The 26,744-nt window shown below is 61.8% G+C and carries 22 protein-coding genes and 5 tRNA genes; 24 read left to right on the plus strand and 3 right to left on the minus strand.

The annotated features are described in order from the left end of the window. Nucleotides 1-209: 209 nt before the first annotated feature. The 13 genes from acs (at nucleotide 210) to astE (ending at nucleotide 14,687) form a co-directional block, all read left to right on the plus strand. The gene (gene acs / locus APH25_RS05910; RefSeq protein ID WP_028635499.1) at nucleotides 210-2,171 is read left to right on the plus strand and encodes an acetate--CoA ligase; all 1,962 of its coding nucleotides are present in this window, start codon (nucleotides 210-212) and stop codon (nucleotides 2,169-2,171) included. A 506-nt stretch (nucleotides 2,172-2,677) separates the two neighbouring features. Next, nucleotides 2,678-3,463, plus strand: coding sequence for an ABC transporter substrate-binding protein (locus APH25_RS05915; protein ID WP_060481399.1), 786 nt, complete (start codon nucleotides 2,678-2,680; stop codon nucleotides 3,461-3,463). A gap of 88 nt (nucleotides 3,464-3,551) precedes the next feature. Continuing rightward, nucleotides 3,552-4,241, plus strand: a complete 690-nt coding sequence (locus APH25_RS05920) for an ABC transporter permease (protein WP_028635501.1) — start codon at nucleotides 3,552-3,554, stop codon at nucleotides 4,239-4,241. Continuing rightward, complete coding sequence (locus tag APH25_RS05925; RefSeq protein WP_060481400.1) at nucleotides 4,238-4,936, plus strand: ABC transporter permease; 699 nt, start codon at nucleotides 4,238-4,240, stop codon at nucleotides 4,934-4,936. The genes APH25_RS05920 and APH25_RS05925 overlap by 4 nt, the downstream gene beginning before the upstream one ends. A gap of 22 nt (nucleotides 4,937-4,958) precedes the next feature. Continuing rightward, entirely contained in the window at nucleotides 4,959-5,723 is a 765-nt protein-coding gene (locus APH25_RS05930) for an ABC transporter ATP-binding protein (protein WP_028635503.1), read from the plus strand. 98 nt (nucleotides 5,724-5,821) lie between these two features. Then, nucleotides 5,822-6,802, plus strand: coding sequence for a transcriptional regulator ArgR (gene argR, locus APH25_RS05935; protein WP_060481401.1), 981 nt, complete (start codon nucleotides 5,822-5,824; stop codon nucleotides 6,800-6,802). Nucleotides 6,803-7,053: 251 nt separating this feature from the next. After that, nucleotides 7,054-8,274, plus strand: coding sequence for an aspartate aminotransferase family protein (locus APH25_RS05940; RefSeq protein WP_028635505.1), 1,221 nt, complete (start codon nucleotides 7,054-7,056; stop codon nucleotides 8,272-8,274). Between the two features lie 135 nt (nucleotides 8,275-8,409). Beyond that, nucleotides 8,410-9,429 (plus strand): arginine/ornithine succinyltransferase subunit alpha, encoded by a 1,020-nt coding sequence (gene aruF, locus APH25_RS05945; protein WP_060481402.1) that lies wholly within the window; start codon nucleotides 8,410-8,412, stop codon nucleotides 9,427-9,429. Nucleotides 9,430-9,498: 69 nt separating this feature from the next. Beyond that, nucleotides 9,499-10,530 (plus strand): arginine N-succinyltransferase, encoded by a 1,032-nt coding sequence (gene astA / locus APH25_RS05950; protein WP_028635507.1) that lies wholly within the window; start codon nucleotides 9,499-9,501, stop codon nucleotides 10,528-10,530. Continuing rightward, on the plus strand, nucleotides 10,527-11,990 hold the full coding sequence (gene astD, locus APH25_RS05955) for a succinylglutamate-semialdehyde dehydrogenase (RefSeq protein WP_060481403.1): 1,464 nt from the start codon (nucleotides 10,527-10,529) through the stop codon (nucleotides 11,988-11,990). Before astA ends, astD begins: the two co-directional genes overlap by 4 nt. 20 nt (nucleotides 11,991-12,010) lie before the next feature. After that, nucleotides 12,011-13,360, plus strand: a complete 1,350-nt coding sequence (astB, locus tag APH25_RS05960) for an N-succinylarginine dihydrolase (RefSeq protein ID WP_060481404.1) — start codon at nucleotides 12,011-12,013, stop codon at nucleotides 13,358-13,360. Nucleotides 13,361-13,374: 14 nt separating this feature from the next. After that, a complete protein-coding gene (locus APH25_RS05965) occupies nucleotides 13,375-13,665 on the plus strand; it encodes a hypothetical protein (RefSeq protein ID WP_016488488.1) in 291 nt (96 codons plus the stop codon). Nucleotides 13,666-13,676: 11 nt separating this feature from the next. Then, on the plus strand, nucleotides 13,677-14,687 hold the full coding sequence (gene astE, locus APH25_RS05970; RefSeq protein ID WP_060481405.1) for a succinylglutamate desuccinylase: 1,011 nt from the start codon (nucleotides 13,677-13,679) through the stop codon (nucleotides 14,685-14,687). 5 nt (nucleotides 14,688-14,692) lie between these two features. Here the strand turns inward: astE and APH25_RS05975 are convergent, their stop codons facing one another. Beyond that, the gene (locus APH25_RS05975) at nucleotides 14,693-15,529 is read right to left on the minus strand and encodes a hypothetical protein (RefSeq protein WP_060481406.1); all 837 of its coding nucleotides are present in this window, start codon (nucleotides 15,527-15,529) and stop codon (nucleotides 14,693-14,695) included. 372 nt (nucleotides 15,530-15,901) lie between these two features. Here APH25_RS05975 and alaS point away from each other — a divergent pair, with 372 nt between their 5' ends. The 8 genes from alaS to mgtE all read left to right on the plus strand — a co-directional run bounded on the left by alaS (nucleotide 15,902) and on the right by mgtE (nucleotide 22,635). Continuing rightward, entirely contained in the window at nucleotides 15,902-18,526 is a 2,625-nt protein-coding gene (alaS, locus tag APH25_RS05980) for an alanine--tRNA ligase (RefSeq protein WP_060481407.1), read from the plus strand. A gap of 85 nt (nucleotides 18,527-18,611) precedes the next feature. Beyond that, complete coding sequence (locus APH25_RS05985) at nucleotides 18,612-19,847, plus strand: aspartate kinase (RefSeq protein ID WP_028635513.1); 1,236 nt, start codon at nucleotides 18,612-18,614, stop codon at nucleotides 19,845-19,847. Between the two features lie 167 nt (nucleotides 19,848-20,014). After that, nucleotides 20,015-20,203 carry a carbon storage regulator CsrA gene (gene csrA / locus APH25_RS05990; RefSeq protein ID WP_023533771.1) on the plus strand — a complete coding sequence of 63 codons (189 nt, stop codon included), beginning with the start codon at nucleotides 20,015-20,017 and terminating at the stop codon, nucleotides 20,201-20,203. 72 nt (nucleotides 20,204-20,275) lie between these two features. Continuing rightward, nucleotides 20,276-20,366 (plus strand) — tRNA-Ser (locus APH25_RS05995). A gap of 105 nt (nucleotides 20,367-20,471) precedes the next feature. Next, nucleotides 20,472-20,548: transfer RNA gene (locus tag APH25_RS06000), tRNA-Arg, on the plus strand. Nucleotides 20,549-20,621: 73 nt separating this feature from the next. Beyond that, nucleotides 20,622-20,698 (plus strand) — tRNA-Arg (locus APH25_RS06005). Between the two features lie 70 nt (nucleotides 20,699-20,768). After that, a tRNA-Arg gene (locus APH25_RS06010) sits at nucleotides 20,769-20,845 on the plus strand. A 347-nt stretch (nucleotides 20,846-21,192) separates the two neighbouring features. Beyond that, entirely contained in the window at nucleotides 21,193-22,635 is a 1,443-nt protein-coding gene (gene mgtE, locus APH25_RS06015) for a magnesium transporter (protein ID WP_028635514.1), read from the plus strand. 63 nt (nucleotides 22,636-22,698) lie between these two features. On the opposite strand, the gene APH25_RS06020 is transcribed toward mgtE, so the two are convergent. Next, nucleotides 22,699-23,025, minus strand: a complete 327-nt coding sequence (locus tag APH25_RS06020) for an Arc family DNA-binding protein (RefSeq protein WP_003254499.1) — start codon at nucleotides 23,023-23,025, stop codon at nucleotides 22,699-22,701. Beyond that, a complete protein-coding gene (locus tag APH25_RS25620) occupies nucleotides 23,013-23,255 on the minus strand; it encodes a hypothetical protein (RefSeq protein WP_177331156.1) in 243 nt (80 codons plus the stop codon). The genes APH25_RS06020 and APH25_RS25620 overlap by 13 nt, the downstream gene beginning before the upstream one ends. Before the next feature lie 115 nt (nucleotides 23,256-23,370). Between APH25_RS25620 and phnN the strand changes: the two genes are divergently transcribed. From phnN to APH25_RS06035, 3 genes are all read left to right on the plus strand, one after another. Further along, nucleotides 23,371-23,964, plus strand: coding sequence for a phosphonate metabolism protein/1,5-bisphosphokinase (PRPP-forming) PhnN (gene phnN / locus APH25_RS06025; RefSeq protein ID WP_060481408.1), 594 nt, complete (start codon nucleotides 23,371-23,373; stop codon nucleotides 23,962-23,964). 110 nt (nucleotides 23,965-24,074) lie between these two features. Continuing rightward, nucleotides 24,075-24,151 (plus strand) — tRNA-Arg (locus APH25_RS06030). Between the two features lie 204 nt (nucleotides 24,152-24,355). Then, a complete protein-coding gene (locus tag APH25_RS06035) occupies nucleotides 24,356-26,572 on the plus strand; it encodes a TonB-dependent siderophore receptor (RefSeq protein WP_060481409.1) in 2,217 nt (738 codons plus the stop codon). Nucleotides 26,573-26,744 lie beyond the last annotated feature (172 nt).

Below are 26,744 nucleotides of genomic sequence, written 5' to 3' on the forward strand. Positions count from 1 at the left end.
CAGTGGCGCTTTTGATAAAGTGTTTTGGCAGAATTGGTAACAATCCTGCGGTCCGCCCGGGGTGTGCAGTGCCGGGCGGTGAAAGCATTGCCTGCGCAGTTTCCAGCGGCCTGCCGGGGAAATTACTACCAACGTCGAATGGCGTTTATCGCTCTGGTACAGTTACAACGGTCCCATACAAAAACAACTATTACACCGAGGTAAATAAGATGAGTGCGGCTCCACTGTATCCCGTTCGTCCCGAGATCGCGGCCACCACCCTGACCGACGAGGCCACCTACAAGGCCATGTACCAGCAATCGGTGATCAACCCGGACGGCTTCTGGCGTGAGCAGGCCCAGCGTCTGGACTGGATCAAGCCGTTCACCAAGGTCAAGCAGACCTCGTTCGATGACCACCATGTGGACATCAAGTGGTTCGCCGACGGCACTCTGAACGTTTCCTCCAACTGCCTCGACCGTCACCTCGAAGAGCGCGGCGACCAGCTGGCCATCATCTGGGAGGGCGACGACCCTTCCGAGCACCGCAACATCACCTACCGCGAGCTGCACGAGCAGGTTTGCAAGTTCGCCAACGCCCTGCGCGGGCAGGATGTGCACCGCGGTGATGTGGTCACCATCTACATGCCGATGATCCCCGAGGCCGTGGTGGCCATGTTGGCTTGTGCCCGCATCGGCGCGATCCACTCGGTGGTATTCGGTGGTTTCTCTCCCGAGGCCCTGGCCGGGCGCATCATCGATTGCAAGTCCAAGGTGGTGATCACTGCCGACGAGGGTGTGCGCGGTGGCCGCCGTACGCCGCTCAAGGGCAACGTCGACCTGGCGTTGACCAACCCGGAAACCAGCAGTGTGCAGAAGATCATCGTGTGCAAGCGCACCGGTGGCGACATCGCCTGGCACCAGCATCGCGACATCTGGTACGAAGACCTGATGAAAGTGGCCTCCAGCCACTGCGCACCGAAAGAGATGGGCGCCGAAGAAGCGCTGTTCATCCTCTACACATCCGGCTCCACCGGCAAACCCAAGGGCGTACTGCACACCACCGGGGGTTACCTGGTGTACGCGGCGCTCACCCATGAGCGTGTGTTCGACTACCGCCCGGGCGAGGTGTACTGGTGCACAGCCGACGTGGGTTGGGTGACTGGCCACAGCTACATCGTCTACGGCCCGCTGGCCAACGGGGCGACCACGCTGCTGTTCGAAGGCGTGCCGAACTACCCGGACATCACCCGCGTGTCGAAAATCGTCGACAAGCACAAGGTCAACATCCTGTACACCGCACCCACTGCCATCCGCGCGATGATGGCCGAGGGGCAGGCGGCGGTAGACGGCGCCGACGGCTCGAGCCTGCGCCTGCTGGGTTCGGTGGGTGAGCCGATCAACCCCGAAGCCTGGAACTGGTACTACAAGACCGTGGGCAAGGAGCGCTGCCCGATCGTCGACACCTGGTGGCAGACCGAAACCGGGGGCATCCTGATCAGCCCGCTGCCAGGTGCCACGGCCCTCAAGCCAGGCTCGGCCACCCGGCCGTTCTTTGGTGTGGTGCCGGCTTTGGTGGATAACCTGGGCAACCTGATCGAAGGGGCCGCCGAGGGCAACCTGGTCATCCTCGACTCCTGGCCGGGCCAGTCGCGGTCGCTGTATGGTGACCACGACCGCTTCGTCGATACCTACTTCAAGACCTTCCGCGGCATGTACTTCACCGGCGACGGCGCGCGCCGCGACGAGGACGGTTACTTCTGGATCACCGGCCGTGTGGATGACGTGCTCAACGTGTCCGGGCACCGCATGGGCACCGCCGAGATCGAGAGCGCCATGGTGGCCCATGCCAAAGTGGCTGAAGCCGCCGTGGTGGGTGTGCCGCACGACATCAAGGGCCAGGGCATCTATGTCTACGTCACCCTCAATGCCGGCATTGAGCCTACCGAGCAATTGCGCCTGGAGCTGAAGAACTGGGTGCGCAAGGAAATTGGCCCGATCGCTTCACCAGACGTCATTCAGTGGGCCCCGGGCCTGCCAAAAACCCGGTCAGGCAAGATCATGCGCCGCATCCTGCGCAAGATCGCCACGGGGGAGTACGATGCACTGGGTGATATCTCGACCCTGGCAGACCCTGGGGTGGTGCAGCACCTGATCGACACCCACAAGGCGATGAACCTGGCGACTGCCTGAGCGGGCCATCGCCGGCAAGCCGGCTGTTAGTGGCCCCCTGCAAACCCCGCCCGAACATTCGGCGGGGTTTTTGCTTTATTGTTACCCGACATTCATCGGTAACCCGATCTGTCACCGCCGCGCACCACCCCGGGGCGCCAGGAAACACTCCGTGCCCATTGCAGGGCATTTTCAAGGCGTAAGGGCAGCTGGCGAAACGCCGGACTTGCCGTACTACAAGGCTTTGCCAATAATAGGCCCAGGAATTGCTAGACTCGTAGGTTCTATATTCTTGCGCTTTTGCATATTTTGCATAGGCTGTCAACATCGCCCGCAGTGGTTTCAAGCGCTTCTGTAAGTAGTTGTCGCTTTGAAGAAATATCGACTACCGGGCTGTCGTTAAAATGCCACTCACTCGCTCGTGGTCTGCGACCTTGGTCGAACCCTGCGCGGCTCGCGTTGTACCCATTCGCATATCGGGCAGCCGTTACCTGCCTTGTATTGCCCCGTACCGATGGAGTTACCTGATGAAGAAGCTCGCACTGCTTGGCGCCCTGGCGCTGTCTGTGTTTTCCCTGGTGTCGCAGGCCGATGAAAAACCGCTGAAAATCGGCATCGAAGCCGCTTACCCTCCGTTCGCCTTCAAGCAGCCCGACGGCAGCATCGCCGGTTTCGACTACGACATCGGCAATGCGCTGTGTGAAGAAATGAAGGCCAAGTGCACGTGGGTCGAGCAGGAATTCGACGGCCTGATCCCCGCCCTGAAGGTGCGCAAGATCGACGCCATCCTGTCGTCCATGTCCATCACCGACGACCGCAAGAAGTCGGTTGACTTCACCAACCGTTACTACCTCACACCCGCGCGCCTGGTGATGAAGGAAGGCTCCACCGTCAGCGACAGCCTGGATGAACTCAAGGGCAAGAAGATCGGCGTGCAGCGCGGCTCGATCCACGACCGCTTCGCCAAGGAAGTGCTCGCACCCAAAGGCGCTACCGTTGTGCCTTACGGCACCCAGAACGAAATCTACCTGGATGTGGCGGCAGGCCGCCTGGACGGCACCGTGGCCGATGCCACGCTGTTGGAAGATGGCTTCCTGAAAACCGATGCAGGCAAGGGCTTTGCCTTCGTAGGCCCATCGTTCACCGACGTGAAGTACTTCGGTGACGGCGTCGGCATCGCCGTGCGCAAAGGGGACAAGGAAAACCTCGACCGCATCAACGCGGCCATCGCCGCCATCCGTGCCAACGGCACGTACAAAGAGATCGAGAAGAAGTACTTCAACTTCGACATCTACGGCCCGGAAACCAACTAAGGCTTCGGGCAACCCCTGTGCAATGGTGCAAACAGCAGAGGCTCTGAGGTTTGCACCATTTTTCATTCTCTAGGTCGAGGACCACAACATGTTGAAAGGCTACGGGGCAGTCATCCTCGACGGGGCGTGGCTGACGCTACAGCTCGCACTGTCGTCGATGGCCCTGGCCATCGTGCTCGGCCTGATCGGCGTGGCGCTGCGCTTGTCGCCCGTGCGCTGGCTGGCATGGCTGGGCGACCTGTATTCCACGGTGGTGCGCGGCATCCCGGACCTGGTGCTGATCCTGCTGATCTTCTATGGCGGGCAAGACATCATCAACCGCGTTGCGCCGCTGGTTGGCTACGATGACTACATCGACCTGAACCCGCTGCTGGCGGGTATCGGTACCCTTGGCTTCATCTTTGGCGCCTATCTGTCGGAAACCTTCCGTGGTGCGTTTCTGGGTATTCCCAAAGGGCAGGCCGAGGCGGGCGTTGCCTATGGCATGAGCGCCCGTCAGGTGTTCTTCCGTATCCAGGTGCCGCAGATGATCCGGCTGGCGATCCCGGGCTTTACCAACAACTGGCTGGTACTGACCAAGGCCACTGCACTGATCTCGGTGGTGGGCCTGCAGGACATGATGTTCAAGGCCAAGCAGGCGGCCGACGCCACGCGTGAGCCGTTCACCTTTTTCCTGGCGGTGGCCGCGCTGTACCTGGTGCTGACCAGCGTGTCGCTGCTGGCGCTGAAGTATCTGGAGCGCCGCTACTCGGTGGGCGTGAAGGTGGCTGAACTATGATTTTCGACTACAACGTGGTCTGGGACGCTTTGCCGATGTACGTCGACGGCCTGCTGACCACGCTCAAGCTGCTGGCCATCTCCCTGTTCTTCGGCTTGCTGGCGGCCATTCCGCTGGGGTTGATGCGGGTGTCCAAGCAACCGGTGGTGAACCTCACCGCCTGGCTCTATACCTACGTGATCCGTGGCACACCGATGCTGGTGCAGCTGTTTCTGATCTACTACGGCCTGGCCCAGTTCGAAGCCGTGCGCCAGAGTGTGTTCTGGCCGTTGCTGTCCAGCGCCACGTTCTGTGCGTGCCTGGCCTTCGCCATCAACACCAGTGCCTACACCGCCGAAATCATCGCTGGCAGCCTGAAGGCCACGCCCCATGGCGAGATCGAAGCGGCCAAGGCCATGGGCATGTCGCGCATGAAGATGTACCGCCGCATCCTGTTGCCGTCCGCCCTGCGCCGTGCACTGCCGCAGTACAGCAACGAAGTGATCATGATGCTGCAGACCACCAGCCTGGCGTCGATCGTTACCCTGATCGACATCACCGGCGCTGCGCGTACGGTCAACGCTCAGTACTACCTGCCCTTCGAGGCCTATATCACGGCGGGCGTGTTCTACCTGTGCCTGACCTTCATCCTGGTGCGCCTGTTCAAGATGGCCGAACGCCGCTGGCTCGGCTACCTGGCGCCGCGCAAGCACTGACCGCTTTGTGAGAATCGACAGCATGTACAAACTCGAAGTCCAAGACCTGCACAAGCGCTACGGCAGCCATGAGGTGCTCAAGGGCGTTTCTCTGGCGGCCAAGGCTGGCGACGTCATCAGCATCATCGGCTCCAGCGGTTCGGGCAAGTCCACGTTCCTGCGCTGCATCAACCTGCTGGAGCAGCCCCACGCGGGCAAGATCCTGCTCAACAACGAAGAGCTGAAGCTGGTGGCGGGCAAGGACGGCGCGCTCAAGGCTGGCGACCCCCGCCAGTTGCAGCGCATGCGTTCACGCCTGGCCATGGTGTTCCAGCATTTCAACCTGTGGTCGCACATGACCGCGCTGGAGAACATCATCGAAGCCCCGGTGCATGTGCTGGGCATGAACCGCAAGGAAGCCCTGGAAAAGGCAGAGCACTACCTGGCCAAGGTGGGGGTGGCCCACCGCAAGGACGCCTTCCCGGGGCACATGTCGGGCGGTGAGCAGCAGCGCGTGGCCATTGCCCGCGCCCTGGCCATGGAGCCGGAAGTGATGCTGTTCGACGAGCCCACCTCGGCCCTGGACCCGGAGCTGGTGGGCGATGTGCTCAAGGTGATGCAGGCGCTGGCCCAGGAAGGCCGCACCATGGTGGTGGTCACCCACGAGATGGGCTTTGCCCGCGAGGTGTCCAACCAGTTGGTGTTCCTGCACAAGGGCCTGGTGGAAGAGACTGGCTGCCCGCGTGACGTGCTGGCCAACCCGCGCTCGGAGCGCCTGAAGCAGTTCCTGTCTGGCAGCCTCAAGTAAAGGCTGCTTTTTTGCACCACAATAGGGCATGCTGCGTTTCACGCGCAGCCTGACCCGGCGCATTGAATCGAACGACCCCAGGTTTCGGACCGCACCCTATGACCACCCAGCGAATCGGTTTTCTCATCTGGCCCAGTACCAGGCCCCTGACCTTGGCGCTGGCAGAGGAAGCCTTGCAGGTGGCGCAGCGGGTGCACCCTGAGGTGATCTACGACCTGCTCTTTCTGCAGGCCGAGCCTGCCCAGGACGGCAGCTGGCGCTTGCCTGGCGAGGCGTGGAACGGGCGCCTCGAAGGCTGCCACAAGCTGTTTGTGCTGGCCGACGAACCGCCTGCCGGTATAAGCGCCGCCCTGTCCGCTGCCCTCAAGCAACTGTCCCGCAGTGGGTGCATGGTGGGCGGGTTGTCTGCCGGGGTGTATCCGCTGGCCATGCTGGGCCTGCTGGACGGTTACCGGGCGGCGGTGCATTGGCGTTGGCAGGATGATTTCGCCGAGCGTTTCCCCAAGGTAATTGCCACCAGTCACCTGTTCGACTGGGACCGCGACCGCCTCACGGCCTGCGGCGGCATGGCGGTGACCGACCTGCTGCTGGCGGTGCTGGCCCGTGATCACGGGGCAGAGCTGGCGGGGCCTGTGTCGGAGGAACTGGTGGTCGAGCGCATCCGTGAAGGGGGCGAGCGCCAGCGGATCCCGTTGCAGAACCGGCTGGGGTCCAGCCATCCCAAGCTCACCCAGGCGGTGCTGCTGATGGAAGCCAACATTGAAGAGCCCCTCACCACCGACGAAATCGCCCAGCACGTGTGCGTTTCGCGCCGGCAACTGGAGCGCATCTTCAAACAGTACCTGAGCCGGGTGCCGAGCCAGTACTACCTGGAACTGCGCCTGAACAAGGCGCGGCAGATGCTGATGCAGACCAGCAAGTCGATCATCCAGATCGGCCTGTCGTGCGGGTTCTCTTCGGGGCCGCATTTTTCCAGTGCCTACCGCAATTTCTTCGGTGCCACGCCGCGGGAAGACCGCAACCAGCGGCGCAGCAGCAGCCCGTTCGAATTGAGTTCGGCGGCGGTCGACAAGGGCTGAGTGCGTCGCAACGTGGTCGCGTGGGCGCACCTCACAGCCCTCTATATGTGAACACCCGTTCACCCACTCTTCGCTCTGCCGTACACTGCGCGATTGCGACAGTGTTTGTCGCATTGCCGAAAGCCTGGTTAAAACCGGGTGTTGCGCTGTAACAAGTTGTCGCTTGGCCGCAAGGCCGGGCGCAGTCCAATCCTTACAATCCCCCCATCGCTCGCCACTTCCAGGCCAGCGTTCCTCTTCAGGAGACTCAGATGTCCGTTGAGCAAGCCCCGGTGCAACGTGCCGATTTCGATCAGGTGATGGTCCCCAACTATTCCCCGGCGGCGTTCATTCCTGTGCGAGGCGAGGGTTCCCGCGTCTGGGACCAGACCGGTCGCGAGCTGATCGACTTCGCGGGCGGCATCGCGGTCAACGCCCTGGGGCATTGCCACCCGGCGCTGGTCAAGGCCCTGACCGAGCAGGCCAACACCCTCTGGCACGTTTCCAACGTCTTCACCAACGAGCCCGCACTGCGGCTGGCCCACAAACTGGTGGAGGCCACCTTCGCCGACCGTGCGTTCTTCTGCAACTCGGGCGCCGAGTCCAACGAAGCGGCCTTCAAACTGGCCCGCCGTGTTGCCCATGACCGTTTTGGCCCGGAAAAACACGAGATCATCGCCACGGTCAATAGCTTCCACGGCCGTACCCTGTTTACCGTCAGTGTGGGTGGGCAACCCAAGTATTCCGACGGTTTCGGCCCGAAGATCACTGGTATCAGCCATGTGCCCTACAACGACCTGGAAGCGTTGAAGGCACAGATTTCCGACAAGACCTGCGCGGTGGTGATCGAGCCGATCCAGGGCGAAAGCGGTGTGGTCCCGGCAGACAAGGCCTACCTTGAAGGCGCCCGCGCGCTGTGCGACCAGCACAATGCCTTGCTGATCTTCGATGAGGTGCAGACCGGTGTTGGCCGCACCGGCTCGCTGTATGCCTATCAGCATTACGGCGTCACCCCGGATATTCTCACCAGCGCCAAGAGCCTGGGTGGCGGCTTCCCCATCGGCGCCATGCTCACCACCGCCGAACTGGCCAAGCACCTGGCCGTCGGCACCCACGGCACCACCTACGGCGGCAACCCGCTGGGCTGCGCAGTCGCCTGTGCGGTGCTGGATGTGGTCAATACGCCGCAGACCTTGGCGGGCATCAAGGCCAAGCACGAACGCTTCAAGTCGCGCCTGGAAACAATCGGCAGCACCTACAACCTGTTCAGCCAGGTGCGTGGCGTGGGGCTGCTGCTGGGCTGCGTGCTGACCCCTGCCTGGCAGGGCAAGGCCAAGGACGTGCTCAATGCGGCCGAGAAAGAAGGCGTGATGGTGCTGCAGGCCGGCCCAGACGTGGTGCGCTTCGCGCCCAGCCTGGTGGTGGAAGATGCCGACATTGATGCCGGCCTGGACCGCTTCGAACGTGCTGTGGCTACGCTGACCCAGGCTTGACCCGGCCTGCTGTGCCTTCACCGGCCTGGCCCCACTCAAGGCAGGCCGGTGAAACCCGATTTCAGTGCAGGTGCCCAGGCGCCTGCCGTTTTTACGTGCCGCCGTGAACGGCGCGTCTTCCAAAGGAGTGACACCATGCTGGTGATGCGCCCTGCGCAAATGGCTGATCTGAACGAAGTGCAGCGCATGGCTGCAGACAGCCCGATTGGTGTCACGTCTCTGCCGGACGATACTGCCCGCCTGGGCGACAAGATCGCCGCCTCTGAAACATCCTTTGCCGCCGAGGTGAGCTTCAACGGCGAGGAAAGTTATTTCTTCGTGCTCGAAGACAGCCAGACCGGCCAGTTGGCCGGTTGCTCGGCCATCGTTGCGTCGGCCGGCTATTCCGAGCCGTTCTACAGTTTTCGCAATGAAACCTTCGTCCACGCCTCGCGCGAGTTGAAGATCCACAACAAGATCCACGTGCTTTCGCTGTGTCATGACCTGACGGGCAACAGCCTGCTGACCAGCTTCTACGTGCTGCCAGAACTGGTGAACAGCGGTTGGGCAGAACTCAACTCTCGGGGTCGCCTGCTGTTCATGGCAGCCCACCCGGAGCGCTTCGCCGATTCGGTGGTCACCGAAATAGTCGGCTTCAGCGACGAGCAGGGCGAGTCGCCGTTCTGGGATGCCATTGGGCGTAACTTCTTCGACCTCAACTACGCCGATGCCGAGCGCCTGTGCGGGCTGAAAAGCCGCACGTTCCTCGCCGAGCTGATGCCGCATTACCCGATCTACGTGCCGCTGTTGCCTGACCAGGCGCAAGAGGCCATGGGCCAGGTGCACCCAAGGGCACAGATCACGTTCGACATCCTGATGCGCGAAGGCTTCGAAACCGAGCACTACATCGACATCTTCGATGGCGGCCCCACCCTGCATGCGCGCACTTCTGGCATCCGTTCCATCGCCCAGAGCCGCGTGGTGCCGGTGAAAGTCGAGCAGGCTGCCGGCAAGGGCGGGCGCCCTTACCTGGTGTGCAATGGCCAGTTGCAGGACTACCGCGCCGTGCTGCTGGACTTGGACTGGGTGCCTGGCAAGCCAGTGGGCCTGAGCCAGGAAGCGGCAGATGCATTAGGGGTGGGCGAGGGTGCCAGCGTGCGCCTGGTTGCCGCTTGAGGCCTGAGGGCGACGTTGCAGGTTTAGACGTGTTTCGCGCCGGCCAATGCCGACGCACAAGGAGATAGCATGATCGTTCGTCCTGTACGCAGCAGCGACTTGCCTGCGTTGATCGAGCTGGCGCGCAGCACCGGCACCACCGGCCTGACTACCCTGCCGGCCAACGAAGAGCGCCTTGGGCATCGCGTGGGCTGGGCGGAAAAGACCTTCCGTGGCGAAGCCGAGCGTGCCGATACCGATTACCTGTTCGTGCTGGAAAACGACGAGGGCCTGGTGGTGGGCATCAGTGCCATCGCTGGCGCCGTGGGCCTGCGCGAGCCCTGGTACAACTACCGGGTCGGGTTGACGGTGAGCGCCTCCCAGGAACTAAAGATCTACCGCGAGATCCCCACGCTGTTCCTGGCCAACGACCTGACCGGCAACTCCGAACTGTGCTCGTTGTTCCTGCGCCATGACCACCGCTGCGGCCTGAATGGCCGCCTGCTGTCGCGGGCACGCATGCTGTTCATCGCCGAGTTTCCCGAGCTGTTCGGCAAGAAGATCATTGCCGAAATGCGCGGCATGTCCGACGCCCAGGGCCGCTCGCCGTTCTGGGAGTGCCTGGGCCGGCACTTCTTCAAGATGGAATTCAGCCAGGCCGACTACCTGACGGGCGTGGGCAACAAGTCGTTCATCGCTGAGCTGATGCCCAAGTTCCCGTTGTATACCTGCTTCCTGTCCGAGGCGGCGCGCAGCGTGATCGGCCGGGTGCACGCCGATACCGAGCCGGCCTTGGCGATGCTCAAGCAGGAGGGCTTCAACTACCAGGGCTACGTAGACATCTTCGACGCCGGGCCGGCCATCGAGTGCGACACCGACAGGATCCGTGCGGTGCGCGACAGCCAGACCCTGGTACTGGCAATTGGTACCCCAGGCGACGACGCCACCCCTTACATCATTCACAACCGCAAGCGTGACGACTGCCGTATCACGGCTGCACCCGCGCGGCTGGCTGCGGGTACGCTGGTGGTCGACCCGCTGACCGCCAAGCGCCTGCGCATGGGTGCCGGGGACAACGTACGCGCCGTGCCGCTTTCGGCAGGCCGGGAGGGCCAGCGATGACTACGCACTACATTGCAGGTCATTGGCACGCCGGCCACGGCGAAGCGTTGCAATCGCTCAACCCGGTGACCCAGGCTGTGGTCTGGCAAGGGCAGGGCGCCGATGTGGGCCAGGTGGAGGCTGCGGTACAAGCGGCCCGGCAGGCCTTTCCGGCTTGGGCTCAGCTTAGCCTGGAGGCGCGCATCAGCGTGCTGGAACAGTTCGCTGCGCAGCTCAAGCTGCATGCCGATGCGCTGGCCTACTGCATTGGTGAAGAAACCGGCAAACCGTTATGGGAATCGGCCACCGAAGTCACCAGCATGATCAACAAGGTGGCCATTTCGGTACAGAGCTACCGGGAGCGCACCGGTGAGAAAAGCGGGCCGCTGGCCGACGCCACCGCTGTGCTGCGGCACAAACCCCACGGGGTGGTCGCGGTGTTTGGGCCTTACAACTTCCCCGGTCACCTGCCCAACGGCCACATCGTGCCAGCCCTGCTGGCCGGCAACTGCGTGGTGTTCAAGCCCAGCGAGCTGACGCCCAAGGTCGCGGAGCTGACGGTCAATTGCTGGGTGGCCGCCGGCCTGCCCGCAGGCGTGCTGAACCTGGTGCAGGGTGCCCGCGAAACCGGTGTGGCACTGGCTGCCAACACGGGCATTGATGGGCTGTTCTTCACCGGCTCCAGCCGCACCGGCAACCTGCTGCACCAGCAGTTCGCCGGCCGCCCGGACAAGATCCTGGCCCTGGAGATGGGCGGCAACAACCCGCTGGTGGTGGATGAGGTCAAGGATGTGCAGGCGGCGGTGTACACCATCATCCAGTCGGCATTCATTTCCGCCGGCCAGCGCTGCACCTGCGCGCGGCGCCTGCTGGTGCCGCAGGGGGCATGGGGTGACGCGCTGCTGGCGCGCCTGGTTGAGGTGTGCAAAACCGTGACCGTGGGGGCTTTCGACCAGCAGCCTGCGCCGTTCATGGGCTCGGTCATCTCGTTGCAGGCCGCCCAGGCACTGCTCAGCGCCCAGGCCGACCTGGTCGCCAAAGGCGCGGTACAGCTGCTGGGCATGACCCAGCCGCAGCCAGGTGCGGCTTTGCTGACACCGGGCATTGTCGATGTCACAGCCGTTGCCGAACGCCCGGACGAGGAGTTCTTCGGCCCGCTGCTGCAGGTGATCCGGTACTCGGGCCTGGATGCTGCCATCGACGAGGCCAACGCCACCCAGTACGGCCTGGCTGCAGGCCTGCTCTCGGATTCCCGCGCCCGTTACCAGTACTTCTGGCTGCGCAGCCGCGCCGGCATCGTCAACTGGAACAAGCAACTCACCGGGGCAGCAAGCAGCGCGCCGTTCGGCGGCGTGGGTGCCAGTGGCAACCACCGCGCCAGCGCCTACTACGCGGCCGACTATTGCGCGTACCCGGTGGCTTCGCTGGAGGCCGACAGCCTTGCATTACCGGCGACCCTGACGCCGGGTATCACCCTATAACAACGGTCGGAGCCTAGCCGATGAAATCCTACGAAGTAAATTTTGATGGCCTGGTGGGGCCGACCCACAACTATGGCGGGCTGTCCTACGGCAACGTGGCCTCCCAGAGCAACAGCCAGCAGGGTTCCAACCCCCGCGAGGCGGCGCGCCAGGGCTTGGCGAAAATGAAAGCGCTGGCCGACATGGGTTTCAAGCAGGGTGTGCTGGCCCCTCAGGAGCGCCCAGATGTTGCCGCGCTGCGCCAGCTGGGCTTTACCGGCAGCGACGCTGACGTCATCCAGCGTGCTGCACGTGAGGCCATGCCGCTGCTGGTGGCCAGTTGTTCGGCTTCCAGTATGTGGGTGGCTAACGCCGCCACGGTCAGCCCCAGTGCGGACACCGTCGACGGGCGCGTGCATTTCACGGCCGCCAACCTCAACTGCAAGTACCACCGCAGTATCGAACACCCCACCACCAGCCGGGTACTGGCGGCCATGTTCCAGCACCCGGCTCACTTCGCGCACCACCCCGCGTTGCCGGCCGTTGCTCAGTTCGGCGATGAGGGCGCCGCCAACCACACCCGGTTCTGCCGCGCCTATGGCGAGCCTGGCGTGGAGTTTTTCGTCTACGGGCGTAGTGCCTTCGACAGCCGCTACCCGGCGCCGCAGAAATACCCCGCCCGGCAGACCCTCGAGGCGTCCCAGGCCGTGGCGCGCCTGCATGGGCTGCGCGAGGACGGCGTGGTCTATGCTCAGCAGAATCCGGCGGTGATCGACCAGGGTGTGTTCCACAACGACGTGATTGCGGTAGGCAACGGTGAGGTGCTGTTCCACCACGAGGATGCCTTCCTGGACAGCGAGGCAGTGCTCGACCAGTTGCGCGGCAAACTGGCCGGCAAGGGCGGTACGTTGCAGGCCATCAGCGTGCCACGGGCGGCAGTGACGGTGGAGGACGCAGTGCGCTCCTACCTGTTCAACAGCCAACTGCTCAGCCGCGCCGACGGCTCGATGCTGCTGGTGGTACCCGAAGAATGCCGCAACAACGAGCGGGTCTGGGCTTACCTGGAGCAACTGACCACCCAGGGTACGCCCGTGCAGGAGGTGCAGGTGTTCGACCTCAAGCAGAGCATGCGCAACGGCGGTGGGCCGGCTTGCCTGCGCCTGCGTGTAGCCCTGACTGAAACGGAACTGGCGGCGGTGAACCAAGGCGTTATCATGACTGCCCCGCTGTACGACACGCTGCTGCAGTGGGTTGACCGCCACTACCGCGATCGCCTGGTCGATTCGGACCTGGCCGACCCGCAGTTGCTGGTGGAGTGCCGAACCGCACTGGACGAATTGACCCAGATACTCAAGTTGGGCTCGGTATACCCGTTCCAACGCCAACCTTGAAGAGAGACTTTGCAATGACCGATGCCCTGCGCCTGATCCTTGAAGATGAAGACGGCACCCAGCTGGAAACCTCGTGCACCCGCTTTGCCGTGGTCTGGCAAGGCAAGGAAGTGTGGATTCAGCAGGACGGCCGTGGCCAGTTGCTGATCGGGGTGGACGTGGATGAAGACGACACCGAATACGCCAACCTGCTGCTGCGCCCGATGGCCACCAACCTGGTCAGCCTGCAGCTGGAAATGGAACCGGCAGAGGTGGGTGAAGACGACGATCACGTGCACGGCCCGGACTGCGGCCACCACCACTAAGGAAGCCCGCTATGCTCGCCCTTGGCAAACTGCTTGAGCTGACCCTTACCGGCCATGAACCGGCCGAGAAGACCCAAGTGACCACCAAGGGCGTGCGTTTGCGCTGGTTGGGGCATGGCGCGCTGGAAGTGCGCCCAGCCGAAGGCGACGACTGCGGCCTCGATGTGTTGCTGTCTGCCGGCATTCATGGCAACGAGACGGCGCCTATCGAACTGCTTGAGCAGTTGCTGCACGGTATGGCCAAGGGCGAAATCGTGCCCAGGGCGCGGGTGCTGTTTTTGTTCGGCAACCCTGCTGCCATCATCAAGGGCGAGCGCTACATCGAGCAGGACATCAACCGCCTGTTCAATGGCCGCCATGAGCAGACCAGCGGCATGGAAGCCTTGCGGGCTGCAGAGCTGGAGCAGTTTGCCCGGGTGTTCTTCAGCAAGCCTGGCCGTAGCCGCCTGCATTACGACCTGCACACGGCCATTCGTGGCTCGAAGGTCGAGCAGTTCGCCCTGTACCCCTTCAAGGAGGGCCGCCAGCATTCGCGCCGTGAGTTGGCACGGCTGGCAGCGGCGGGCATGCAGGCGGTGCTGCTGCAGCGCAAGCCGTCCATCACGTTCAGTGCCTTCACCTATGAGCAACTCGATGCCGAAGCCTTTACGCTGGAACTGGGCAAGGCGCGGCCGTTTGGCCAGAACGACGAGGTGAACCTCGACAAGCTGGCAGCGCGCCTGGTACGCATTCTGGAGGCGACCGAGCCGCAGGCAGAGCAGTCACTCGATGGGCTGCAACTGTTCAGTGTGGCCCGTGAAATCATCAAGCACAGCGACAGTTTCCACTTGCACCTGCCCGCCGACATCGAAAACTTCTCCGAATTGAGCAAGGGCTACCTGCTTGCCGAAGACCTGGCAGAAATGCGCTGGGTGGTGGAAGAAGAGGGCGCGCGCATCATCTTCCCCAACCCGAAGGTGAAGAACGGCCTCAGGGCCGGGATCCTGATCGTGCCCACAGAGGGGCACGACCTTTCGCCCTGACCCACTCAGCCGCCGTTGGCCGGGGCGGGCAGCAGCAGGTCTGGCGCTAGCGCGTCGTAGGCTTGTTGCAGCAACCTTGCCAGTGTGGTCAAACCGTCCAGGCCGCTGGCTTCGTACGGGTCATAGAGCACCGCGGTGTAGTCGCCTGACAACCGGTGGGCGTGCTCGTTGGGGATCACCCGCTCCAGGTCGAAGCCTGGGCCGAACTGGGCCGGGCCTGCGTAGCATTGCATCAGCACCATGTCCGGCACGGTTTCGTAGCGCTGGCGTGCGCTATCCAGCAACTGCTTGAGCGCCGGGTAGCCTGGCAGCAGCAGCAACTGCTCGTACACCCTTGCCTGGAACTGGGGGGTGCCATACAGGTACAGGTTGTCGAGCGCCGTCACATCGAAGCGGTTGTGCGGGTCGGCATGGTTGTCCACGCGCAGCGGCTGGGCGATACCTTGGCCGATGCCTTCCGGCGCGTCGTTACCCAGAAACAGCAGGTGCAGGCGTTGCTCGGCAGTGGCGTGCTGGATGATGAACGTTTGGCCGGCCACCTTCAGGGTGATGTCCTTGTCCTGGCTCAGCTCTGCATCGGGGCTCGACAACCACGCCAGGATCTCGTCGCACTCCCCGATGCGCTCATCGCCATCGTAGGCGGTGATCAGCCTGCGCTGGAGGGTTGCCAGTGGCGAGCTGTGCAGGTCGAACAGCTCGTAATCGTAATAGATCCGTGTGCTGTGCAGGCCGGCTTCGCTCACGATGTCGTGGGCAATGGCTTCATCCATTTCGCCGTGGGCCGCAATTCGGGTTTTGTCATTTGCATCCAGCAGGTGTGTGGTTGCTACAGGTGTCGTCATGTTCGGGGCCTCCAGAGAATGAAAGGCCAGACTACGGAGCGCGCGGCAGCGCGGTGCATTGCACATCTAGCACCGTGCAGGTAAGGCCTGTGCTAGCGCCAGGGCAGGGGCGAGCGTAGATGAAATCCTTTTAACTCACCGCCTGTTCCATTTTGCCCGGGCATGAGCGCTAATGGCTTGCCAGTAGCAAAAGGCAGGCTTTAGCATCGGCGCATGTCGTTTTCGCGTGCATGCCCCGAAAAACCGCCGAAAGCGCGGTTTGTATCGCATAAACACACTGCATCGAGACTACAGGACCGATATAATGCGGCCCTTTGCCGTCGTTTCGTCGACGCTTTGCCCAGACGGGCCGCCGTTTCCGTGGAAGAACCTATGAAAAGCGCAGAAATCCGTGAAGCCTTCCTTCGCTTCTTCGAAGAGCAGGGACATACCCGAGTCGCGTCCAGTTCGCTGATTCCGAACAACGACCCCACCCTGCTGTTCACCAATGCCGGCATGAACCAGTTCAAGGACTGCTTCCTCGGTGCGGAGAAGCGCGCCTACACCCGTGCTGTCAGCAGCCAGAAGTGCGTGCGCGCCGGTGGTAAGCACAACGACCTGGAAAACGTCGGCTACACCGCGCGCCACCACACCTTCTTCGAAATGCTGGGCAACTTCAGCTTTGGCGACTATTTCAAACGTGACGCCATCACCTTTGCCTGGACCTTCCTGACCTCGGACAAGTGGCTGAACCTGCCCAAGGACAAGCTGTGGGTCACCGTCTACGCCACCGACGACGAAGCCTACGACATCTGGACCAAAGAAGTCGGCGTGCCTGCCGAGCGCATGGTACGCATCGGCGACAACAAGGGCGCACCCTACGCGTCGGACAACTTCTGGACCATGGGCGACACCGGCCCGTGCGGCCCGTGCACCGAGATCTTCTACGACCATGGCGCCGACATCTGGGGCGGCCCACCCGGCTCGCCCGAGGAAGACGGCGACCGCTACATCGAGATCTGGAACAACGTCTTCATGCAGTTCAACCGCACCGCGGACGGTGTACTGCACCCGCTGCCGGCCCCTTCGGTAGACACCGGCATGGGCCTGGAGCGCATCAGCGCCGTGCTGCAGCATGTGCACTCGAACTATGAGATCGACCTGTTCCAGAACCTGCTGGCGGCGGCTGCCAAGGCCATCGGTTGCAGCAATGAAGGCCAGGCCTCGCTGAAGGTGGTCGCCGACCATATTCGTTCCTGCGGTTTCCTGATCGCCGACGGTGTGCTGCCGTCCAACGAAGGCCGTGGCTACGTGCTGCGCCGCATCATCCGCCGCGCGTGCCGCCACGGCAACAAACTGGGTGCCAAGGGCAGCTTCTTCTACCAGATCGTCGGCGCACTGGCGGCCGAAATGGGTGAAGCCTTCCCTGAGCTGAAAAGCCAGCAGGCGCACATCGAGCGTGTGCTCAAGGCCGAAGAAGAACAGTTTGCCAAAACCCTCGAGCAGGGCCTGCGCATCCTCGAGCAGGACCTGGCCCAGCTTCAGGGCGACGTTGTACCAGGCGACGTGGTGTTCAAGCTGTACGACACCTACGGCTTCCCCATGGACCTGACCGCCGACATTGCCCGTGAACGCGAGCTGACCATCGACGAGGCTGGCTTCGAACGTGAAATGGACGCGCAGCGTGAACGTGCGCGCTCCGCCAGCGCTTTCGGCATGGACTACAACAGCCTGGTCAAGGTCGACAGCGCCACCGAGTTCCTGGGTTACGACGCTACCGAAGGCGAGGGCAAGATCATCGCCCTGTACAAGGACGGCCAGGCGGTGGACCAGCTGGGCGAGGGCGAGCAGGGTGTGGTCGTGCTTGACCGCACACCGTTCTACGCCGAGTCCGGCGGCCAGGTAGGCGACTCCGGTTTCCTGCAGGCCGGTGCTGCGCGTTTCGACGTGCGCGACACCACCAAGACCGGCGGCGCGTTCCTGCATCATGGTGTGGTGGCCAACGGTGCGCTGGTAATCGGTTCGCCGGTGCAGGCCAAGGTTGACGAGCAGGTGCAACACGCCACCTCGCTGAACCACTCCGCTACCCACCTGCTGCATGAAGCCCTGCGCCAGGTGCTGGGCGAGCACGTGCAGCAGAAAGGCTCGCTGGTCGACAGCCAGCGTCTGCGCTTCGACTTCAGCCACTTCGAGGCGGTTAAGCCGGAGCAGATCAAGGCCCTGGAAGACATCGTCAACCGCGAAGTGCGCAGGAACACGCCGGTGCAAACCGAGCTGACCGACATCGAGACCGCCAAGGCCAAGGGTGCCATGGCGCTGTTCGGCGAGAAGTACGGTGATACCGTGCGCGTGCTGACCATGGGCGGTGATTTCTCGGTGGAGCTGTGCGGCGGCATCCATGCCAAGCGCACCGGCGACATCAGCGTGTTCAAGATCATCAGCGAAGGTGGCGTGGCTTCCGGCGTGCGCCGTATCGAAGCTGTCACCGGCGCTGCTGCGCTGGCCTACCTGAACGCTGCCGAAGAGCAGGTGAAGGAAGCCGCGCAACTGGTGAAAGGTAACCGCGACAACCTGATCGACAAGCTGTCGGCTGTGCTCGAGCGCAACCGCCAGCTGGAGAAGCAGCTGGAACAGCTGCAGGCCAAGGCCGCCAGCGCCGCAGGGGATGATCTCTCCAATGCGGCCGTGGAGGTCAAGGGCGCCAAGGTGCTAGCCGCCCGCCTGGATGGGCAGGATGGCAAAGCGCTGCTCGCCCTGGTCGATCAGCTGAAGAACAAGCTCGGCCATGCAGTGATCCTGTTGGGCAGCGAGCATGAGGGCAAGGTCGTGCTGGTGGCCGGCGTGACCAAAGACCTCTCCGGCCAACTCAAGGCTGGCGAACTGATGAAACAAGCCGCTGCGGCAGTGGGCGGCAAGGGCGGCGGGCGCCCGGACATGGCACAGGGCGGTGGCGTAGACGTCGCCGCCCTGGACCAGGCCCTGGCGCTGGCCGTGCCGTTCGCAGAGCAGGGACTTTGAGATGACGGGTAGGGCGGCCTGGGGGCCGGCTTGCCCTTCATGTTGGATTGTTTTTTGGGGCCCTTTGGGCTGAGGCACCATTGAAATGGCGTTGATCGTACAGAAATTTGGCGGCACCTCTGTCGGTTCCATCGAGCGGATCGAACAGGTAGCCGATAAGGTCAAGAAACACCGCGAAGCGGGCGACGACCTGGTGATCGTGCTGTCGGCCATGAGCGGTGAAACCAATCGCCTGATCGACCTGGCCAAGCAGATCAGCGAGCAACCGGTTCCGCGTGAGCTGGACGTGATCGTGTCCACCGGCGAGCAAGTGACCATTGCCCTGCTGGCCATGGCCCTGATCAAGCGCGGTGTGCCGGCGGTGTCCTATACCGGCAACCAGGTGCGCATCCTCACCGACAGCGCACACAACAAGGCGCGCATCCTGCAAATCGATGACCAGAAGATTCGCGCCGACCTCAAGGCCGGGCGCGTGGTCGTGGTAGCGGGCTTCCAGGGTGTGGATGAGCATGGCAGCATCACCACCCTGGGGCGTGGCGGCTCCGACACCACCGGTGTGGCCCTGGCGGCTGCATTGAAGGCTGACGAGTGCCAGATCTACACCGATGTCGATGGCGTCTACACCACCGACCCACGGGTGGTGCCGCAGGCCCGTCGCCTGGAGAAGATCACCTTCGAAGAGATGCTGGAAATGGCCAGCCTCGGTTCCAAGGTGCTGCAGATCCGTTCGGTGGAGTTCGCCGGCAAGTACAACGTTCCGCTGCGCGTGCTGCACAGCTTCAAGGAGGGTCCGGGTACCCTCATTACCATTGATGAAGAGGAATCCATGGAACAGCCGATCATTTCCGGTATCGCCTTCAACCGTGATGAAGCCAAGCTGACCATCCGCGGCGTGCCGGATACCCCTGGCGTGGCCTACAAGATCCTCGGCCCGATCAGCGCCTCGAACATCGAGGTCGACATGATCGTGCAGAACGTTGCCCACGATAACACCACCGACTTCACCTTCACCGTAAACCACAACGAGTACGAGAAGGCCCAGAGCGTGCTGGAAGCCACCGCTCGCGAGATGGGTGCCCGGGAAGTGATCGGCGATACCAAGATCGCCAAGGTGTCCATCGTCGGCGTAGGCATGCGTTCGCATGCCGGCGTTGCAAGCCGCATGTTCGAGGCCCTGGCCAAGGAAAGCATCAACATCCAGATGATTTCCACGTCCGAGATCAAGGTGTCCGTGGTGATCGAAGAGAAGTATCTGGAGCTGGCGGTACGTGCACTGCATACCGCGTTCGAGCTTGATGCGCCTGCCCGACAGAGCGAGTAACGCCTTGCCTGGAAGGGCGCGGCTTGCCGCGCCCTTCGCGTTTCTGCCCGTTGCGCAGGCCCTGTCCTGCCAGGCGCGATGGGCAACCGGCGCCCGTGCCGTCGTCCACGGCGCGGCGCCGAACCCCAAGACTGTAATCCCTGAATGTTTTGCGTAAGGAGAAAGCTATGTTGATTCTGACTCGTCGGTGCGCCGAGAGCCTGATCATTGGAGATGGCGAGATCACCGTGACGGTGCTCGGCGTCAAAGGCAACCAGGTACGCATCGGTGTGAGCGCCCCCAAAGAAGTGGCCGTGCACCGTGAAGAAATCTACCTGCGGATCAAGAACGAGAAGGACGAAGAGCCAAGCCTTTAATTCTTTTGAAGTTTTTTTCAAAAAAAGGGTTGCAAACGAGGAAGAGCCTGTTTAATATTCGCCTCGTGTTGCGGTGAGGTGGCCGAGTGGCCGAAGGCGCTCCCCTGCTAAGGGAGTATACCTCATAAGGGTATCGGGGGTTCGAATCCCCCCTTCACCGCCATTATTCGCTTAGGGCGCTGTAAACAGTAAGACGCTAAGTAGTTGTTTTTAAACGAAAAGTTCTTGCAAAAAATGTTTTAGTGACCTATAATGCGCGGCAAGACACGGACTCATAGCTCAGCTGGATAGAGTACTCGGCTACGAACCGAGCGGTCGCAGGTTCGAATCCTGCTGAGTCCGCCACTTTTGAAGTAGCTTTGTTTGCAAGGCTGCTTCAAATCAACCAGTGGTAATCTGGTCTAAAACTACCAACGACGGACTCATAGCTCAGCTGGATAGAGTACTCGGCTACGAACCGAGCGGTCGCAGGTTCGAATCCTGCTGAGTCCGCCACTTTTGAAGTGGCTCTGCTTGCAAAGCGGCTTCAACAACCAGTGGTAATCTGGTCTAAAACTACCACCACGGACTCATAGCTCAGCTGGATAGAGTACTCGGCTACGAACCGAGCGGTCGCAGGTTCGAATCCTGCTGAGTCCGCCATACCCAATACAGAAAGCCCGCTCACATGAGCGGGCTTTTTGTTTGTGCGCGATTGTTAATCCCGCGCCTGCATCCGTCACATGCTTGTGCTTTCCTGCTCAGGATTATCTGTGGCACGGAAGGCTTCGAGTGTTGTCCCATCTCTATCGCGCAAACGATTGTTCTGCCCAAAAATTTAAGCGATCTAGCGCCGCGACCCGTGTATGATTGCGCCCGTCAGCCCCGCCGGGGCTTGTGGAAAACCACCATGGACTTACCCAGTAGTCACTTACCAACCGTTTTCATACCGCTAGATCCAATCGATTGATTCCCCCGGCGTGCTCCGCTGCTGGGAGTGGAGTTCGCCTATGACCGAAGTAGAAGTAAAGAAAACTCAAGACAGCCTGCAGGACCGCCTGGCTCAGGTTGTCGAACTGCTGCAGCGTCAGCGCCTGGTCGAAGACCTCACCCACCGTCAGGAAGGCGCGCACAACGACCTGGTTGAAAACCTGGTCCATCGCCAGAACCTCGTCGAGCTGCAACGCAAACTCGATGACCTTCACCCCGCCGACATCGCCTACATCCTCGAAGCCCTGCCCCTGGAAGACCGCCTGACGGTCTGGCAGCTGGTGCGCTCGGATCGCGATGGCGACATTCTGCTGGAAGTGTCCGACGCCGTTCGCCAGTCGCTGATCGCCGACATGGACGACCACGAGCTGCTCGCCGCGGCCAAGGACATGGACGCCGACGAACTGGCCGACCTTGCCCCTGAATTGCCCCGTGACGTCGTTCATGAGCTGATGGAAACCCTCGATGCCCAGCAACGTGAGCGTGTGCGCTCGGCGCTGAGCTACGACGAGGAGCAAGTCGGTGCACTGATGGACTTCGAGATGGTCACCATCCGCGAAGACGTCACGCTCGAGGTTGTACTGCGTTACCTGCGCCGCCTGAAGGAGCTGCCCAACCACACCGACAAACTGTTCGTGGTGGATAACGACGGCATCCTCAAGGGCGTATTGCCCATCAAGCGTCTGCTGGTCAATGACCCGGACAAGAAGGTGGCTGATGTGATGGCTACCGACCCTGTGTCGTTCCACCCAGAGGAAGACGCCTACGATGCGGCTCAGGCGTTCGAGCGTTACGACCTGGTATCGGCGCCGGTGGTGGACAAGGCTGGGCGCCTGATCGGCCGTTTGACCATTGACGAAATGGTCGACCTCATTCGCGAAGAGAGCGAAAGCGAAGTGCTGAACATGGCCGGCCTGCGCGAAGAAGAAGACATCTTCGCTTCGGTGTGGCGTTCGCTGCGCAACCGCTGGGCCTGGCTGGCCATCAACCTGATTACCGCTTTTGTCGCCTCGCGGGTCATTGGCCTGTTCGAAGGCTCCATCGAGAAGTTGGTGGCGTTGGCTGCACTGATGCCGATCGTTGCAGGGATCGGCGGCAACTCGGGCAACCAGACCATTACCATGATTGTCCGCGCCATGGCGCTGGACCAGGTGTCGCCGGGCAATACCAGCCGGTTGATGCGCAAGGAGCTGGCGGTGTCGCTGCTCAATGGCTTGATCTGGGGCGGGGTAATCGGCGCTGTCGCGTTCTGGCTGTACGGCAGCTGGTCGCTGGGCCTGGTGATGACGGCCGCGATGACGCTGAACCTGCTGTTGGCCGCATTGATGGGGGTGCTAATCCCCATGACCCTGACCCGCCTGGGACGGGACCCTGCCATGGGCTCCAGTGTAATGATCACCGCCGTGACCGACAGTGGCGGTTTCTTCATCTTCCTGGGCCTTGCCACGGTGTTCCTGCTTTAAGCAGTACACACCGCGCCCATAAAAAAGCCAGCTTTCGCTGGCTTTTTCATGGACCTGAAAAACTCAGGAGGCGTCTGCGGCCATTTCCACATCGTGAGCGATGAGGGCCACCAGTGCATTCTGCTGGCGGTGCGACAGCTGGCGGAAGCGTTGCAGCAGCTCGCGCTCGTGCAACGACAGCTCGGGGCTGTCCAGGCGCATGCTCAACTCATCACCGAGCGCACCCTCCTGGATGAGGCTCTGCTCCAGGCGTGCGATGATTTCCGAGTTCATGCTGCGGTGGTGGTTGCGTGCTACCTCGGCAATGCGCTCACGCATCCCGTCTGGCAGGCGGACGACGAACTTGTCAGCAGTGCGGCTCGAATAGATAGCCTGTTTCATTGGGCGCATATAAGTTGACCAGATTTTGGTTCAGGGGAAGCGGTTCTCAAATTGGCCGCGCGGGGTGGAAATAAGACCGTAGCAACGACAAAATGTTCAACCGGCAGTGAAAATGGACGCACATATTGCCTCAATACCGCCGTTTCCTTGGCGTCAATTCTGTGACAAATAGTGAGCCGAATAAAGGCTTTTTGCCAGTACCAATTATCAGAAATGAGCACTGGTTCGAAAAGTTTCACATTTACGCCTGGTCACGAACGTCAGGCTTGTGCCATTGATTCGTAGCAAAACCCAGCAAAACAGCTTGGAAAAACCCTCAAATGCGCCGGCTTCCTACTCAAGAGCATAGTGACTATGCACCATGACGCAAGCGGTAACCCTCCATGCACCGGCAAATTGATACTACTTATGGGACCCTCAGGTGCCGGGAAAGATTCCCTGATCGACGCGGCCCGGGACCGTCTTGCGGCGGCGCGGGTTCAGGTTGCCCGCCGAATCATCACCCGCTCTGCCGAGTCGAAGGGTGAGGCTGCCATCGGTGTAACACCTGCGCAGTTCGCCACGCTGCGCGAGGAGGGCGCGTTTGCCATGCACTGGCAAGCCAATGGGCTGGGCTACGGCATACCCCGCCAGGTGGATGACTGGTTGGCAAACGGTATCTCCGTGCTGGTGAATGGCTCGCGGGCCTACCTGCCACAGGCGCGTCAGCGTTACCCCGACCTGCTTGCGATACGGGTGGATGTGCGGCCTGACGTGCTGCGCCAGCGCTTGTTGGCTCGCGGTCGCGAAACGTTGGAAGAGGTGGAGCAGCGCCTGGCTCGCAATGCCGGCCTGCAGTCCACTTACGACCCGAGCGTGCGCATACTGGACAATTCGACCACCCTGCAGGCCGCCGTCGGCGCCCTGTTCGAACTGCTTCACCAGGAAGGGGTTGTGCCGGGTGAATGACGGGGCAGAAAAGGATTACGCGAAAAACCCTGCTCAGCACATGACAAACCCGGGCATGCTGGTTAACATGCTCGCCGTTCCGCTGTGCAGCGCCTGCTGCCGGCCGCTGCGTCTCAGTAGCTCAATTGGATAGAGCATCCCCCTCCTAAGGGGAAGGTTGCAGGTTCAATTCCTGCCTGGGACGCCATTTTTCACGTGCACTGCACGCCTCGCACGTTCCTGCACTTCTCCTACCCATCCCCCAAAACTCGCTCTCCGGGCGCGTTCTCGATCCTGTCGAGGCCAATCCCCGCAAAAGGCCATATCAATAATGAGATTGATTAGCATTAGTAGTTGATTGTCATGTAGATTCCTGCACAGGATTTTTACCTGCACAAGGAGTCAGCTCGCAATGCCCCCGTCTACCAACCCCGCCATGACGTTCACCCTTGGCCTCTGCGCCTGCGTTTTCAGCCCCTTGCCCCTGGCGGAGGAGGAGGGCAAGGCCAAAGGTGCTGTAATGGAGCTTGGCTCCACTGACGTGGTCGCCACCAGCCTGGGCAGTACCACCGAGAACAGTGGTTCCTACACCACTGGCAGCATGAGTGCAGCGACCCGCCTGAACCTCTCGGTCAAGGAAACCCCACAGTCTGTATCGGTGATATCCCGCCAGCAGCTGGATGACTTTCAGCTCAATACGCTTTCGGAGGCGCTGGCCCACGTCACGGGTGTGACGGTTCAGCGCAACGACTCGGAGCGCCCGAGCTATTACTCGCGTGGCTACGCGATCAACAATTTCCAGATCGATGGCATGCTCAACACCTTCTATGGGCTCAAGTCCGACTCGGACACCATCATCTACGACCGAATCGAGGTGGTGCGGGGTGCCACCGGCCTGACCACAGGCGCGGGGGACCCCTCGGGCACGATTGCCATGGTGCGCAAGCGCCCGACCCATCAGTTGGCCGTCAGCAGTGGCGTCAGTGCCGGCAGCCATGACAACTACTACAGCTACCTGGATGCCGGCGGCCCATTGGGCTGGGACGGCCGTTTGCGCGGGCGCACGGTGTTGGCCTATCGCGACAACAAATCGTTCATGGACAAGTACGCCACCCAGCGGGAGGTTGCCTATGGCGTGCTTGAGGCCGACCTGACCGACAGCACCGTGCTGGCGCTGGGCTATGACTACCAGAACAAGCATGTGCAAGGTTCCTCGTGGGGCACCGTGCCGTTCTGGAATGCCGATGGCAGCAAGGCCAAGCTTCCCAGGTCGACCAACCTCACCGCGCCATGGTCATCCTGGCCGTTGAAAGACCAGACGGTGTTCGCCACCCTGGATCAACGCCTGGCCAACGACTGGTCCATGAAGCTGGCCTACACCCATCGGCAGACCGACAGTGACGGCAAGGTTTACTACGGCGGCAACGGTTTCCCCGAGGCAGACCGCAGCGGCATGCGCGCCTGGTACGCGCATTTCGGCGGGCAGGAGAAAATGGACGCGGTCGATTTCAACCTCGCCGGCCCTTTCCAGCTGTTCGGTCGCAGCCATGATTTCATGATTGGTTATGGCGAGTCGAAGCGGCGCAACAGCGAGCCTTACTTTGTCGACCTGCCTGTATCCGAGGGCTATGACCGGATCCGTGACTGGAAGTACATGGGGTCGATCCCCAAGTTTCAGGACATCGATAGCGGCCTGGACGGTGGGCGTTCCTATACCCGACAGAAGGCTGGCTATATCGCCACGCGGCTGAACCCCACAGACCGCCTGCATTTCGTATTGGGTAGCCGCTACGGCAGTTGGGAAACCCAGCGCCGGGACTGGGCCTACGACGACGCCCTGAATGTCAGCGAGCAATCCACCAGCAAGCAGACGCAGAACGACCAATGGACCCCCTACGCCGGTGTGCTCTTCGACCTGACCGAACAGTTCACCCTGTACGCAAGCTACACCGATATTTTCAACCCGCAGACGGTAAGGGACGTCAACAAGCAGTACATCGAACCGGTGGTGGGCAAGGTGTACGAGGTCGGGCTGAAGGGAAGCCTGTTCGAAGAGCGGCTTAACCTGAGCACGGCGGTGTTCCGCAGCAAGCAGGACAACGTGGCCGAGCAAGATGACTCCGTGCCGCCTGATGGCGACGAAATCTTCTACAAAAGCGGCGGTAAAGGCATCGTTGTGGAAGGGTTCGAGGCCGAAGTGGCAGGCAAGGTGATGACCGATTGGCAGATGAGCCTGGGCTACAGCTATACCCATGCCGCCACGGCGGAGAAAAAGCGCAAGAATACCGAGCAGCCTTTGAACCTGGTGCGCTTCTCCAGCACTTATAAAGTGACGCCTGCCTTGACGGTGGGGGCGAGCCTGGACTGGCAGAGCGATAACTTCCGCATGGGTAACCGCCCGGTCGGTCGTGAGGGGGGCAGGGTTGTTACCACCCGGGACAAGATTGGGCAGAAGGCCTTTTCAGTGGTGGGGTTGATGGCTCGCTACCAGATCGATGAGCACCTGGCGGCTTCTTTCAATGTGAAGAACCTCTTCGATGAGCATTACTACAACAACGTGGGGTTCTATAACGGGGTTTATCAGGGGGAGCCGCGGACGATGATGGTGAGTCTGGACTGGCGGTTGTAAGCGGTTACTGGGGCCGCCTGGCGGCCCATCGCAGGTATTGCTCGCTCCCGTAAACCTTTTGTGGGGCAGTCCATACTGCGGGATCAACTGTCTTCCACAAAATCTGAATGCTGGTGCAATTCACCTTGTGGGAGCAACTGTCTTCCACAAGATCTCAAAGTTGGCGCAATCA

The organism is Pseudomonas sp. NBRC 111119, assembly GCF_001320125.1.
Classification (GTDB): Bacteria; Pseudomonadota; Gammaproteobacteria; order Pseudomonadales; family Pseudomonadaceae; genus Aquipseudomonas; species Aquipseudomonas parafulva.

What these genes read in the sequence shown, in the direction of transcription:
- APH25_RS05930 (WP_028635503.1), top strand. Translation starts at nt 4,959, where the DNA reads ATGTACAAACTCGAAGTCCAAGACCTGCACAAGCGCTACGGCAGCCAT.
- APH25_RS05965 (WP_016488488.1), top strand. Translation starts at nt 13,375, where the DNA reads ATGACCGATGCCCTGCGCCTGATCCTTGAAGATGAAGACGGCACCCAG.
- argR (WP_060481401.1), top strand. Translation starts at nt 5,822, where the DNA reads ATGACCACCCAGCGAATCGGTTTTCTCATCTGGCCCAGTACCAGGCCC.
- APH25_RS05940 (WP_028635505.1), top strand. Translation starts at nt 7,054, where the DNA reads ATGTCCGTTGAGCAAGCCCCGGTGCAACGTGCCGATTTCGATCAGGTG.
- APH25_RS06035 (WP_060481409.1), top strand. Translation starts at nt 24,356, where the DNA reads ATGCCCCCGTCTACCAACCCCGCCATGACGTTCACCCTTGGCCTCTGC.
- APH25_RS05915 (WP_060481399.1), top strand. Translation starts at nt 2,678, where the DNA reads ATGAAGAAGCTCGCACTGCTTGGCGCCCTGGCGCTGTCTGTGTTTTCC.
- astA (WP_028635507.1), top strand. Translation starts at nt 9,499, where the DNA reads ATGATCGTTCGTCCTGTACGCAGCAGCGACTTGCCTGCGTTGATCGAG.
- APH25_RS05920 (WP_028635501.1), top strand. Translation starts at nt 3,552, where the DNA reads ATGTTGAAAGGCTACGGGGCAGTCATCCTCGACGGGGCGTGGCTGACG.
- astD (WP_060481403.1), top strand. Translation starts at nt 10,527, where the DNA reads ATGACTACGCACTACATTGCAGGTCATTGGCACGCCGGCCACGGCGAA.
- APH25_RS05975 (WP_060481406.1), bottom strand. Translation starts at nt 15,529, where the DNA reads ATGACGACACCTGTAGCAACCACACACCTGCTGGATGCAAATGACAAA.
- aruF (WP_060481402.1), top strand. Translation starts at nt 8,410, where the DNA reads ATGCTGGTGATGCGCCCTGCGCAAATGGCTGATCTGAACGAAGTGCAG.
- APH25_RS05925 (WP_060481400.1), top strand. Translation starts at nt 4,238, where the DNA reads ATGATTTTCGACTACAACGTGGTCTGGGACGCTTTGCCGATGTACGTC.
- acs (WP_028635499.1), top strand. Translation starts at nt 210, where the DNA reads ATGAGTGCGGCTCCACTGTATCCCGTTCGTCCCGAGATCGCGGCCACC.
- mgtE (WP_028635514.1), top strand. Translation starts at nt 21,193, where the DNA reads ATGACCGAAGTAGAAGTAAAGAAAACTCAAGACAGCCTGCAGGACCGC.
- astB (WP_060481404.1), top strand. Translation starts at nt 12,011, where the DNA reads ATGAAATCCTACGAAGTAAATTTTGATGGCCTGGTGGGGCCGACCCAC.
- APH25_RS05985 (WP_028635513.1), top strand. Translation starts at nt 18,612, where the DNA reads ATGGCGTTGATCGTACAGAAATTTGGCGGCACCTCTGTCGGTTCCATC.
- APH25_RS06020 (WP_003254499.1), bottom strand. Translation starts at nt 23,025, where the DNA reads ATGCGCCCAATGAAACAGGCTATCTATTCGAGCCGCACTGCTGACAAG.
- csrA (WP_023533771.1), top strand. Translation starts at nt 20,015, where the DNA reads ATGTTGATTCTGACTCGTCGGTGCGCCGAGAGCCTGATCATTGGAGAT.
- alaS (WP_060481407.1), top strand. Translation starts at nt 15,902, where the DNA reads ATGAAAAGCGCAGAAATCCGTGAAGCCTTCCTTCGCTTCTTCGAAGAG.
- astE (WP_060481405.1), top strand. Translation starts at nt 13,677, where the DNA reads ATGCTCGCCCTTGGCAAACTGCTTGAGCTGACCCTTACCGGCCATGAA.
- phnN (WP_060481408.1), top strand. Translation starts at nt 23,371, where the DNA reads ATGCACCATGACGCAAGCGGTAACCCTCCATGCACCGGCAAATTGATA.